Origin of the sequence: Proteus sp. G2300, assembly GCF_009915965.1 — a bacterium.
Taxonomy (GTDB): Bacteria; Pseudomonadota; Gammaproteobacteria; order Enterobacterales; family Enterobacteriaceae; genus Proteus; species Proteus vulgaris.
This window is the reverse complement of record NZ_JAABNK010000023.1, coordinates 585,197-598,214: the sequence shown is the minus strand read 5'-3', so window position 1 is coordinate 598,214 and position 13,018 is coordinate 585,197. Positions and strand designations below refer to the sequence as shown.

The following is a 13,018-nucleotide window of genomic DNA, read 5'->3' as shown; positions in this document are numbered from 1 at the left end:
TGCCACAACAACAGCCGCTTGGACACCTGCGGCAATTATGGCATCAATCGCGTCAATGGGGACGGCAGCGAAAATAGGTTTAGCCGCAATCGCTGTGCTTGGTGTTGGTGCAATTGCAGGTGCTCGTAAAAATGGTGGTCCTGTTGACGCTGGTTCAATGTATCGAGTTGGTGAGGGTGGTAAGCCTGAGATATTCAAGGCTAACAACGGTCGCCAATACATGATCCCCGGTGACAATGGAAAGGTTATTTCCAATAAAGATATGCAGGGTGGCGGTATGAATGTGAATGTTGTCTTTAATGACTATTCATCTGGTGGCCACAAGTTTGATGCGCAGACATCGCAAGATGGAAACACTATGACCATTCAGGCATTCATTATGGACATGGATAACAAAGGCCCCATGCTTCAATCCATCACAAGAAACACATCGGCAACAGCTAGAGCAAGAGGTTGATATCATGAAAATAAAAAACGCGGTGTTCCACCAAAACGGTTTTTTCATGGACGTGGAGACTGAGCTAGATTTTTGGATATATCTTGGTTGCCACGTCGGGTGGGGGAGATTTAGTAAAGTCTCCTCGGCTAAAAATTCTGCAAATACTTTTGAATTAGTTGAAGTGCGCCCGGCAGAGCAAGAGCGGCCTTCACCGTTAATTCATTCGTCAAATGTGTTATGGCACTTGCAGGAAGCTCTTGGAGTTTTGATAAAATACCACGCTTCTCTTCTTCAGGAATATTTGAAGAAGAAATAATGTCAATAAGTTGAGTCATTGTATCAGAGTGAATTTTAATTGTTCTGATGTCCAGCACAGACTTTAACCCTTCATCACCCATCATAAAATCTATACCGTCAGCAGTAGCCCTAATATTTTCAAAAAGAGAGTATGGATCATCTGTGCGCTGTGGAGAGACGGAAATTAAACCTCGTTCACTAAGGTAATAAATATTGGCAGCAAGTATATGGTCATCCATTAATCCTGGAAATGATTCTGGGTCATACTGATTCCATGATGTGTGATGTGGGTATGACGCAATGCAGACGGTAAGAATGTGATTCTGTAATTCACGATTAAACTTTTGCATAAATTATCCTTAAATTAAATTTTAGGATAATAAGAATATATGAATGTAAGGAAGTTAATACCTGATAAAAGATCAGCTATAAGGTAAAAGTAAATGATAATAGATTATCCAGACTGGCTTCCTCTGGCGCAGAAGGCAGATAAAAGCATGACGCTAGATACTGGCTTCTTGACAGATCAGCCACAGGTAGGCGCACCTATATTTCAAAAACTCACTGATGACTTAAAAACTGTATGGAGTGTGAATTGGATATTTACACTTCAACAGGAGCGAGCGTTTGCCCAATGGTTGCGAAGTCCTAACTATCTTGATAATTGCAATCGCTGGTTTAGGATGAAAATTAACCTTGGTGGTAGTGGGTTGCAGGAGCAGGAATTGCATTTTGTTTCCTACCCTGTGCAAACCAGTATTAATGGTTCTTCTGTAACATGGACTGGTCAGGTTATTAGCAAGAAACTTTATAATTCAGATGATGAATTCGACGATATTATTGTTGAGTTTCCGCCATCATTTGGAAGTTGGCTTGATATTATCGTCACTGAGACTCTACCAAAGTATAAGGAGATGTAATGCCTACACTAAGAGAGTATCGGGCACAAAGGCCAAACAGAATACTTTATGAGACGCTGCAATTTAGTCATCAGTCATTTGGCGATATCTATCTCGTGTCTTATCAGGTATTCCCAAAGGTTCTAGGTGGTGTTGAATATCAACCTTGTAATTTCGAACTATCTGACAGCCAGCAAAGCAGAACGCCCATCATTGACGCTAGTGTTAAATTCAGCCGTGTCGCACAAGACTTTAAGAAGAAACTTAAACTATGGAAATCATTCAATAGAATGACACCCATAGAGGCTACTTATCGCTTATTTGATGAGAAAGACAAAGGAACAGCAATTACTCGATGGAAATTATTTGTGAAAGATGTGTCGATGGATCATGAAAGTGTCACTGTCACGCTATCTATGAGTAATCCATTGAATAAAAACATCGGGCGTATTTATGAACCGCAAGAATGGCCTGGCTTGGAGGCTGTATGACAACTCAGGATTTCATCGATAAAACTATCGGTAAACCATGGAAAAACAGGTCTTGTGCATTTGATGCTATGGATTGTTGGGGTCTCGTCGTTCTCTATTATCGTCACGCTCTAGGTATTGAGATCCACCATGACGCAGGCTATGAGTCGGAAACTGATTTTGTGACTTGCTATAAAAATGAAGTTGAGTTTTGGGAGAAAGTAAATCAACCAGAAAATAACGGAATATTTATAGGTTATATAGGCTCAAAACCCGCTCACATTGGCTTGATTATCGATGGTAACGCATTACATAGTCGAGGTGAAAACGGCTCTGTGAGAATGGATAGGTTGATTGTGCTCGAGAGAAAATTCACTAAGTTGGAGTTTATGAAATATGCCAATAATTGAAATTCAGCGTGTCGCTGGAGTGCCGAAAGAGAGAGTCGAGATAAAAGCCGGCTCTCTTTTTTTTGACTGGTTAAATGGGCAAAACTTTCATCATGACGTTGATATCTATGTTAACGGCGTAAAGCTTAACGACGATGATAGCCTTGACTTTATTATTAGTGAATTTCATCACATTCAAATATTTGACCAACCGAAAGGGGTTATTGGCGATATTCTTAATCCAGTATTTAAGTTTGTTTCCAAGATATTTTCATTCTTAGCTCCCAAGGCACCATCATTTAGCGCCGCTGATGTGAATGCAAAGGAAAGCCCTAATAATCGATTAACAGGTCAAACTAATATAGCGAGAACATATCAGGCTAGACCTGAAATTCACGGACAAGTGAGAGCCTTCCCAGATCTCATTCAGCAATCAATGTTTGAATACATCGACAATAAAAAAATGGTTACTGAATGGATGAACTTTGGCATCGGTTACTACACGATTGAGAACGTGAAATATTCAGAGTCTGAATTAATCGCCCTTGATGGTGCTAGTTATCAGATATTCCAACCGGGTGAAGTAATCCCACAGATATTCGAGGGTTTTGAGTTCCCTGATGTTGACGGACAAGAAATACCTGGGCCGAATGAAAGTGATGAAATTCCACAATATGAGGCTACTGCTAATAATGTTATTTCTGGTGAAATTAAAGGTGGAGAGGCAGCCATAAAGATAGAGAAACAAGATGAGTTTCGATATTTTATGGATATCATAAAGCCTAGATCAGTAAGCCTTGTTGTTAATGTAACTTATGATACTCCGCAGGGGGCTGTTACAAAGGATATCAAAGTTGATGCCTATTTATCCGATGCGAAAGAAAGTGATGATGGCGCTATTATCTCACCAAAATATTACTACGAATTCTTTTTTACCAATTTAACTGGCGGTGATTTAACGACTCTTCCTCCTAATGCAATTGTTAACACATCAAAGTTTGTTCTTTATGACAACCAATTCCTGACAGTAGGGCCTTTCTTTTCTCCGCTTGATGGTGGTGAGTTATGGGTACATTTAAATGCTCAGCTTGGTGATGGCGATTATGCTAATGCAAGAATTGAATTTTGGAAGGTTGATGAGAATAACAATGAAGTAGCTGGAACAAGAGAGTCATTCAATAGAGGGTTCCCATCTGCACCAAAGACAAAGACATATTATCTGACGGAAAAATTCAAGCCGTTGGCTGGATATGGAAGGTATGCACTTCAATTAACTCGATTAGAAAACAGTAATGATCACAGCATCCTTAAGCTAGAGGAAGTCTTTATTGTTAGGGAGAGGATTAACGAAGTACATGAAGAAGATACGCTTGTTAAAGTAACAGTGAGGGCAACAGAAGCACCAACAGGAGCAAGAGAACGCAAATACAACGCACTGGCTACACGTCATGTTATTAGCTACGACATGAATAGCCGTAGCGTTGATTATACATTAAGACCATCACGATCATTTGCTGATGCTGTCGCTCACACTTGGTTAGTTACTGCAGGGCAACCAGAAAGCACCATAGATTTATATGGTTTGTATTCAATCTATGAATCACTTCCAGATAAGCGATTAGGGTATTTTGATTACACGTTTGATGATGAAGATGTATCTCTGGGTCAGCGTATAGAAACAATATGCAATGTTGCTCGTGTTATTTCATTTTGGGATAACGGCGTTCTTACATTTACTCGTGAGGAGGAAAAGAAATATCCATCTGGCACCTTCAATAGAGCTAACACGACAGGAAATGGATTTTCTCTTTCTTATGATATGACAATGCCGAGCGGTAATGATGGTGTTGAAATTGAATATGTAAACCCTAAAACCAACAAAAAGACCTACCTTAAATATCGTATTGAAGATAACAAGATAGTTAACAAACCCGCTAAAAACCCTAACAAAATAACCATTCATGGTTGTCGCAATGAATATCAAGCGACAGATAGGGCGTTATTGGAAATGGATAGGTTAATACATCAGCGTATGAGCATCAGTGTGCAAACTCTCGCAGATGGTGATTATGTTTATCCGGGTGACTTAATTATTGTTGCTGACACATACGATAAGAATCAACAGGCGGGTTATATAGTTGAGAGGATCGGAAATCAATTTTCAACAAATGAAAAAGTTGTCTTTGATGGTGAAATGTTCGTTTGTATCACTGATCATTTAGGTAATACGACAGAAAGATTTAAAGCCACGCCAAGAAGCGATACAACTTACGGATTTATCGCTGATATACCTAACATCCAGTTAAACATCTATGACGGCATGAATATTCAATCCCCGTCACGTTACGTTATATCCAATATCATTGAAATGGACTCAATGAGGTGGATTGTAAGCGACAAAAAACCTAATGCAGATGGAACTTTCAGCATTACAGCAAGTGAGTATTTTTCTGCAAAGAAAGATTACAACGTTTAATTAAATTCATTTCAATCATAGCCAGCCTAAGTGCTGGCTTTTTTATTGGGAAAAATTATGTCTACAATTCCAACACAAAACCCAGTTCCAAGTGAAGCACCGCGAGACCTGAAATTTAACTCAGGTAAAATTGACGAGTTCGTTACGTCAATGAAAAACAAATATATTGATAGATTTGGGCAAGAGCATTTTACAATCGAAGGGTTGCGCTGGATTGCTCAACAAGCAATATCTCAATTTGGATATATCACCTTAGACTCGTTCCAGAAAGGGGCTGAAATAACACTGCCAAATCAAGTTTTACGCGATGAGGTAACAGGGGAGTATTACCGTTGGGATGGCGATTTGCCAAAAGTAGTTCCTATTGATTCAACTCCTGATAGTTCTGGTGGTATTGGAGTTAATGCTTGGTTAAGTATTGGTGATGCCTCGCTCAGGAGACTACTTGAGTCAACTGATGGGGCTGACACTGTTGGAACAAAGTATGGTAGTACAGTTCAGGATGAACTTGATGCGTTAAATAATAAATATATATTTGAAATGCCAACATATTTTAAAAAGGCTTATTCAGAACCTATAGATGGTGAAGATTATCCTCAGGGTTTAGCTGAATCAGATAATTATTGGTTTATTATTTATACTGACAGATCTACATCTCCGCAAAAGAGTCATATCAAGAGGATAGACAAGGCAACTGGGGAATCAACTGATTCTGGGGATATTCAATACGGTGATCTTCATAATATAGCTGTTCTTAATGACAATGAAGTTATATACGTTACCCCAGTATCAACCGGTGCATATTCATACTCAGATTCTCTGACAAAGTATAATTTTACGACTGGATCAAGCTCTGCTATGAGTTTTATTGATGATGTAAAAATGTCCACAACATACGGATTTTGTTACGATGGGCATGATAAGCTATATCAAATAGATAGATTCAATCAGCAACCGAATCAAGATGGTAGGTTTGAGCAAATAAGAGTTTACAGTATAAGTAATATGACATTGATTGCTATAATTCCTATGCCTAGGGAACCAGTTAGAGAGGGTTTTATACAGGCCATTGATTATCATCAAGGTATTTTGTATTTTTATACTGGCGGGGCATATCTTGGTACTGAAACATCAAATAAAGCAGTTACAAGCATATATGCGGCAAGTTTAAACGGACAAATATTATCAGGTGCACAATATTCTGCACTATCATTTGCGTCCCGATTTAAAGAGGATGGGAGTTCGGGTTATAAATATGAGGCGCAAGGTCTTTCAGCATTAAATGGAAGGATAAAAGTATTATGCTATATAAATGGTTTTGCAAACATCCTAGAATCTTCAGATAAGTTAAGTGGTGTTTCTGTAAGACAAGGGATTGGTGGAAGTTCGTATATAAGGGCGCTGACCTATAGTTCATTCTCAGATCTTAATGTATCTAATGCTGATTTGCTATCATCTGGCGATGCGATTGGGACATTAGCAAATAGGATGTTAGATAATTCTATTTTAGAGTGCGCTTTAGATCGAACAAGCTGGGGAGCGATTACATCTCAGTTGGGTATTTCTAGTGGTAATATTAGAATCTATAGGGCTAATGCAAACAGGATTTCAGGAGAGGTTAGTCAATCCAATTCTGATGGGATTCCTTATGTTACTAATTTTAGTGTATATAGTGGTGTTACATCGATATTATTACGGAATTTAAGCACTAGAACAAAATCGGAATTATTATATACTGGAGCTTTAATAGCTAACGTTGGGGATGTTGTTAATTTTGATAATCACACATATACTAGTATATCAATAGCATGCACCAACTCATCTCCATCAAACCCTTGTGCTATAACTACTTATAATCATGGTAATATTAATTTTCTTATTGATAATAATGTATCATTAGCGATATCTAATGGTAATTCTATTTTGCAGTTTGTATTTACATCAACAGGAATAAGGGTTGTCGGGACATCAGGAAGTCCAATTATTAGATATATAACGGCAGAGTAAATAAAGGCCCTTTATGGGCCTTATATTATTACAAGTTAATGTTGTTTTTTATGCACTCTCCAAGGAGTTTACTTCTGTAATTAGCTCCAATGACATCTGGGTGATATGGTGTATCTGTAAAACGAGATGTGTTCATTATTCCATAGAATGGGTCACATATTACCATGAAGCCATTTTCAACTAATTTATTATTTATAGTTTTAGAAAATTCTATTGATTTTTCATCACTTTTATTAAAGAATTTAGAGCCCATCGCAGCAGGCCATGTGATATATAAAGAACTACCTCTAGAAGCAACTAATATTCGTATCTCGTTAAGCTCATTAAGTGTGAGGTTAGTGATATATTTTTTATCTTTAGAATAAGAAAGTATGTTATAAAACGCATCGCTTTGTTCAGATAAATTTTTAACGTAATCATTTTGATATGGGTTTCTGTTAATATCACCATCTTTATTTAATGCAAGATACGTATACCCCCTGACATCACCAGTTTCATCTCCAGCAAAATTATTTACCTTATTAATTGGATCAGTTTTATTTAATTGCCGGCCAGAAAGAACAGCATTAAAAACCCTTCTATAATCAGTGTGAGCCATGAAGTCTATTTTTTCTTGAAGCGGTAACCACTTGAAATACATGTCACCCCAAGACAGCACATTATCAATAAACCAGTCTGTATATTTACTTTCCTTTGAGTAATAGTCATACTCAATTGGCATAATAACAATATCTCCTTCTTTTAATACCTCTTCAAGCATCATTCTATAAAAAGAAAGATCCAACCCTGCGTGAATGGCTAGATTGATCGTTTTTATACCAGTTATTCTAGTGATAGTTTCACTGTTTATCCCAAAAAGAGAGTTTGAACCACTAATTATAATTATTCTTTTTTTGCTTGAATTGTTATCTGCTATGTTTATCTTTTTTTGATATACATTTTTTATCCACCACTCAGCCTTAACATTACGATTAAATTGATTTTCGTATATAAAAATATAGCACGATATCAATGCAATGAGTGTCATGATGAATACAAGTATTTTTTTTAAGTTCATGATAACCTCAAAATGACGCATATATAAAGTTAGACGCAGTTGTTCCACCAAACATAGATATTATTGATATAAATAATGCAATGGCGGATAAAACAACAACTGCATAACTTGTATCATAACTAGTGTCTCTATGGTTCGAGTATTTAGATAGCTCATTGCTGTTCTTTAGTTTAAATACAATAAATAGCGATATGGCAAGCATTGGAATAATGCTTGCTGAGATTACGATTGATTTTGATGCGCTAAGTTCTAGCGGTTGTAGCCAAGATAACCCAGTAAAATAAACAATATTTTTAATAAACTCAGCTGAGTAATTAATACCATTCATACCAAGCATAGCTGTAACGACATGTTTAACCTGATCAAAATCATTTGCTCTAAACGGAATCCACGATAAATTAATGAAATTAAATGTAATGAACCATGCAAGATATTTGTTCATAACAAACCCTGCTTTAGTCCATGCTCTGCTTATACATGTTGCAACACCATGCATAATTCCCCACATGAGAAAGTTTACTCCAACTCCATGCCATATACCGCTGACAATAAAAGTAGCCATAACATTAAGATATGCTCTTACCTCTCCAACACGCCCTCCACCTAGAGGGATGTATATATAATCTCTTAGCCATGTGGATAGTGATATGTGCCATCTGTCCCAAAAATCTCGTATATTTAGAGCCTTATACGGAGAGTTAAAGTTTATAGGAAGCCTTAAACCAAGCAACAGAGCTGAACCGATTGCTACATCTGAGTATCCAGAAAAATCGAAATATATTTGCATTGTGTAAGCAAGACTAGTACCCCAGGCATCAAAGAATGTCAGGGAATGAGTTGAGGCATAGCCAGAATCCGCATAACCAGCAAAGAATGATGACAAAACCACTTTTTTAAATAGACCAATCGATATAATTGAAAGGCCGGCTAAAAACTCAAATGACTTAACAACCCTTTTTTCATTAGTTTGTGGATATAAATCATTAAACCTAGTGATTGGGCCAGATATTAATTTAGGGAAAAAGGTAATATAAAATAGATAATCTAAAATACTCTCATGCTGTATTTTACCGTTATACTTATCAACTAAGAAAGATATTTGCTGGAATGTAAAAAAGCTAATTGCTAGAGGCAATCCCCATGAACTTAGATATTGATAGCTATGTAATTCAAATGCACTTATGAAAAATGAGATATATTTAAAGTATGCAAGTATAAATACATTAATTACGATACCAATGAGTAACGATAATTTTCTATTTATATTTTTTGAAATACAAACTGAAAAAGAATATGTAATAGCGCATGATGCGATTAAAAGCACCACATATTTATCTGTCAAGTAGGTATAAAAATACAATGAAGAAAGTATCATTAACACCTTAGATGATGAAATATTTATTTTTTTTATTACATTATACAGGAGAGCTATTATTGGAAGAAAAAAAACAATATATGCGAATGAGTTAAATAACATATATATCTCGTATAGTTGTAATGATGCATTTTAAGGTAAAATTCTTACTAGTGTAACAAATAAAAAAGATTTTAACATCTGCATCTGTTTGATTTTTTCGTTAATTACATAAAAATATACGCACTTCATGGTCAATGTGTCGCAATAGCAATTTATATAAAACTTGGGCCTCTTGCATCGCACGTGAAACGCTATCAAATGTGCTGGTTGTTGTCGTTCAACTTCGTACGCAACAACTGGTATATTGAGTCGTTCTTTATATGCGACACCTGAAGCGGCTAAATCGACATTGATTTTGTCTTTTTCTTCTTGAGTTAGGTTTGCGAGGTTCATAATGGATCCGGTTAGTTTTTTGGAGAGTATAGCAGGGTGTGGAATTAAAAATGAGGAGGTGTGACATACTGTGTCGAGATTGTGACACAATATATGTGAAATGATGGTAAAAATGATTAAATTCTGCAAAGCAAAAATTTGCTGGCTGGCATGGATAGTGGCTTTGTAGGCTAAATAGCGTTAATCAATATTTTCACATCATCCGACATTAAATCTATTCAGGAAGAAGTGAATCAACGTACCGCAGAAATTAATCGTATCTCAGAACAAACACAATTTAATGGCGTAAAAGTGTTAAGCGAAGACAGTACATTAAATTTACAAGTGGGTGCGCATGATAAAGAACAAATCAGTGTTGCTCTGAAAAAAATGGATGCGACTACATTAGGTATTGATAAATTGGATTTATCAGTAAAAAGCAAAATTGGTTCTAAAGCAACCAACGTGGAAGTGACTCCAACAGGGGGTACAACACTACCTAAAGAAATGCAACAGCTTAATACTCAAGCGCTAGATGACAAAGTTACACAAGGTACAATTAAAAGCTATAATATTTATTATGTAAAAGGTGCCGATGGTAAAGACGATAAATCAAAACTTATCGTACAAACTGTAGATACAAAAGGCGTTGAAGGTTACTTCAATGCAATGGTAACCTCAGGTGCCACAGGCGATAAAGCAACAGTGGATGTTACTACAACAGCGGTAGCAGGTTTAGATATAGTTAATGAACAACCATTATCAACACTAGATAAAGCATTATCTCAAGTTGATAGCTTACGCAGTGCCATGGGTGCTGTGCAAAACCGTTTAGATTCTACCATTGCTAATTTAGGCAACACTGTTAATAATCTGACCGCATCACGTAGCCGTATAGAAGATGCCGATTATGCGACAGAAGTGTCTAATATGAGTAAAGGTCAAATACTGCAACAAGCAGGCACTTCTGTATTAGCGCAAGCAAACCAAATGCCTCAAAACGTATTATCACTGCTTCGTTAATTTCAATCTTAAATAATCCTCAAATGACACCCATTACATTATTCTGTAGTGGGTGTTTTATCATCAAAACAATCGTTTTTTTAATTAATCATTTATGAGTATTCCAACTCATGAATTAGACGCTAAAATCCCACAAAATAAAATACTATGATTTATATGTTATTTTTTTATGAACAGAATGCACATTCAATGCATCAATTTCTTTTAATGAGATAAATTATCAATTTAATTAACGGTTTTTCCAAGGATTAGCAGTGGATGTTTTAAGGTAAAGTAGTTCTCGTAATGCAATGACAAATTAATTTATCAATGAAAACCCGATTATTGCTAAAAATTTGGCATAGGTGAAAAAGAGGCGCTTTTGCTTCACTGTTCAGCCGATTGCTAAATTTATTTCGCCAGATAATGGTTTCCGGTCTTTTATCCAAAGGTGTCTTTTGTTGTGAGTGATTTGTATACCGCCGAAGGCGTGATGGACAAAAATAGCCTCTGGGAGCGATATGTCCCGTTGGTTCGCCATGAAGCATTACGATTACAGGTCAAGTTACCTGCGAGTGTTGAATTGGATGATCTTTTGCAAGCGGGTGGAATTGGGTTATTAAACGCCGTTGAGCGTTATGACTCAATGCAAGGCGCTGCCTTTACCACTTATGCTGTTCAACGTATCCGTGGCTCTATGTTAGATGAGCTACGCAGTCGAGATTGGGCGCCACGCAGTGTGCGTCGCAATGCAAGAGAAGTGACTCATTCTATTCATCAACTTGAGCAGGATCTAGGACGACCACCATTAGAACAGGAAGTTGCTGATCATTTGCAGATTGAGTTAGCAGAATACCGGCAGATCCTATTGGATACGAATAACAGCCAATTGTTCTCTTATGACGAATGGCATGAAATTTACGGTGAAAGCTGTGAGCCGTCTCAAGACGAAGATCATGATGACAATCCGCTACAGATGTTATTAGAAAGTGATATTCGCCAAAGAGTCATAGACGCGATAGAATTGCTTCCCGAAAGGGAAAAAATGGTTCTTACCCTGTATTATCAGGAAGAACTTAATTTGAAAGAAATAGGCGCAGTGCTTAATGTCGGGGAATCCCGCGTGAGCCAGCTACACAGCCAGGCCATAAAAAGGTTGCGAGCACGCTTAAACCCAGAGAAATAGAAGTTTTGCTTATTTTTGTTTTTGTTTATTAAGACTACAACACAGGGCTTTATCTCTTATGTCTGTTTCAACACAAAAGAAACGGCCGCTAAGCCGTTACATTAAAGACTATAAACACAGCCAGACTCATTGTTTACATTGCCACAAGGCGCTTGATCGGATCTCTCTCGTATTCAATCGCCAAGTTATCAATAAAGAAGCCATTTCTGAAATGACGGATTTAATTGATGATGAAACGTGGGAAACGTTACAAGAGAAGTTCTCTGCGCTATGCCGTTTTTGTAGTGAGATTTACTGTAATAGTGAAACTGACTACTTTGACATTATGTCTTTTAAGCAGTATTTGTTTGAACAAACGGAGATGAGCCACAGTACTGTTCGTGAGTATGTGGTTCGTTTACGTCGGCTCGATGAATTACTGACTTCAACTAATTTTCCTCGTCAAGAGTTTACGACGGAGAAAATTCAGTCAGACCTGAGTAAAAAGCTCACTCCCTCTGCATTTAGTAACTACAATATTGCACTACGTAAGTACGAGCAATATCTCGACTGGTGTCAAGAGCCATCATCGATCAGTAGTAGTCACTAATTGCGTTCAAGAGAGACCTTAAAAGGAGTAGCTTAGCCTACTCCTTTTTTCTTTTGACTTAATTCAACATCCTTTCTGTTTTTTCTTGCTTCATCTTTGTTTTTTCTATTTTTTATCGATGTATTAAATACAATATTGTGTTGATGGTATGACAACAATAAGTAAAAAAAACGCCCCGGAGGGCGTAACTTTTAAGGTATACATAAAGATATAATTCAATCAACTTCTAGGCTTTGGTTGACTTGGTAATCAGTATATTTACTAAATAGATTGTCGGCGATAGATAAAGATTAAAAGAGTGAGAACAATCACAGCATTGAAACTACTATCATCTTAGTTATTTCTTTAGAAATAATAATTTAACAAAAGAAAAAACCACCTTTAAGAAAATGATATTTAAAGGTGGCCTCAAAATAAC

The 13,018-nt window shown here is 36.9% G+C and carries 11 protein-coding genes and 2 pseudogenes; 9 read left to right on the top strand and 4 right to left on the bottom strand.

The annotated features are described in order from the left end of the window. Window positions 1–457: pseudogene (locus GWI97_RS14285) on the top strand (tape measure protein); the annotation flags it as partial. A gap of 128 nt (window positions 458–585) precedes the next feature. Here GWI97_RS14285 and GWI97_RS14280 read toward each other — a convergent pair. Next, window positions 586–1,086 carry a hypothetical protein gene (locus tag GWI97_RS14280; RefSeq protein ID WP_124724712.1) on the bottom strand — a complete coding sequence of 167 codons (501 nt, stop codon included), beginning with the start codon at window positions 1,084–1,086 and terminating at the stop codon, window positions 586–588. A gap of 93 nt (window positions 1,087–1,179) precedes the next feature. Here GWI97_RS14280 and GWI97_RS14275 point away from each other — a divergent pair, with 93 nt between their 5' ends. The 5 genes from GWI97_RS14275 to GWI97_RS14255 are packed head-to-tail and all read left to right on the top strand — an operon-like array spanning window position 1,180 to window position 6,977. After that, window positions 1,180–1,656 carry a hypothetical protein gene (locus tag GWI97_RS14275; RefSeq protein WP_161752079.1) on the top strand — a complete coding sequence of 159 codons (477 nt, stop codon included), beginning with the start codon at window positions 1,180–1,182 and terminating at the stop codon, window positions 1,654–1,656. Continuing rightward, on the top strand, window positions 1,656–2,126 hold the full coding sequence (locus GWI97_RS14270) for a DUF1833 family protein (protein WP_161752078.1): 471 nt from the start codon (window positions 1,656–1,658) through the stop codon (window positions 2,124–2,126). Before GWI97_RS14275 ends, GWI97_RS14270 begins: the two co-directional genes overlap by 1 nt. Beyond that, on the top strand, window positions 2,123–2,515 hold the full coding sequence (locus GWI97_RS14265) for an NlpC/P60 family protein (RefSeq protein WP_161752077.1): 393 nt from the start codon (window positions 2,123–2,125) through the stop codon (window positions 2,513–2,515). Before GWI97_RS14270 ends, GWI97_RS14265 begins: the two co-directional genes overlap by 4 nt. Next, window positions 2,502–4,970, top strand: coding sequence for a host specificity factor TipJ family phage tail protein (locus tag GWI97_RS14260; protein WP_161752076.1), 2,469 nt, complete (start codon window positions 2,502–2,504; stop codon window positions 4,968–4,970). Before GWI97_RS14265 ends, GWI97_RS14260 begins: the two co-directional genes overlap by 14 nt. A 57-nt stretch (window positions 4,971–5,027) precedes the next feature. Continuing rightward, window positions 5,028–6,977 carry a hypothetical protein gene (locus GWI97_RS14255; RefSeq protein ID WP_161752075.1) on the top strand — a complete coding sequence of 650 codons (1,950 nt, stop codon included), beginning with the start codon at window positions 5,028–5,030 and terminating at the stop codon, window positions 6,975–6,977. A gap of 28 nt (window positions 6,978–7,005) precedes the next feature. Here the strand turns inward: GWI97_RS14255 and GWI97_RS14250 are convergent, their stop codons facing one another. The 3 genes from GWI97_RS14250 to GWI97_RS14240 are packed head-to-tail and all read right to left on the bottom strand — an operon-like array spanning window position 7,006 to window position 9,844. After that, a complete protein-coding gene (locus GWI97_RS14250) occupies window positions 7,006–8,034 on the bottom strand; it encodes a hypothetical protein (protein WP_161752074.1) in 1,029 nt (342 codons plus the stop codon). Window positions 8,035–8,041: 7 nt separating this feature from the next. Continuing rightward, the gene (locus tag GWI97_RS14245; protein WP_161752073.1) at window positions 8,042–9,511 is read right to left on the bottom strand and encodes an MBOAT family O-acyltransferase; all 1,470 of its coding nucleotides are present in this window, start codon (window positions 9,509–9,511) and stop codon (window positions 8,042–8,044) included. Window positions 9,512–9,541: 30 nt separating this feature from the next. After that, entirely contained in the window at window positions 9,542–9,844 is a 303-nt protein-coding gene (locus GWI97_RS14240) for a DNA polymerase III subunit theta (protein WP_161752072.1), read from the bottom strand. Window positions 9,845–10,090: 246 nt separating this feature from the next. On the opposite strand from GWI97_RS14240, the pseudogene GWI97_RS18555 reads away from it, so the two are divergent. The 3 genes and pseudogenes from GWI97_RS18555 to fliZ form a co-directional block, all read left to right on the top strand. Beyond that, window positions 10,091–10,846: pseudogene (locus GWI97_RS18555) on the top strand (flagellin); the annotation flags it as partial. A 442-nt stretch (window positions 10,847–11,288) separates the two neighbouring features. After that, window positions 11,289–12,011 carry an RNA polymerase sigma factor FliA gene (locus GWI97_RS14230; protein WP_036912728.1) on the top strand — a complete coding sequence of 241 codons (723 nt, stop codon included), beginning with the start codon at window positions 11,289–11,291 and terminating at the stop codon, window positions 12,009–12,011. 58 nt (window positions 12,012–12,069) lie between these two features. Then, window positions 12,070–12,600, top strand: coding sequence for a flagella biosynthesis regulatory protein FliZ (fliZ, locus tag GWI97_RS14225; RefSeq protein WP_036935937.1), 531 nt, complete (start codon window positions 12,070–12,072; stop codon window positions 12,598–12,600). Window positions 12,601–13,018: the final 418 nt, after the last annotated feature.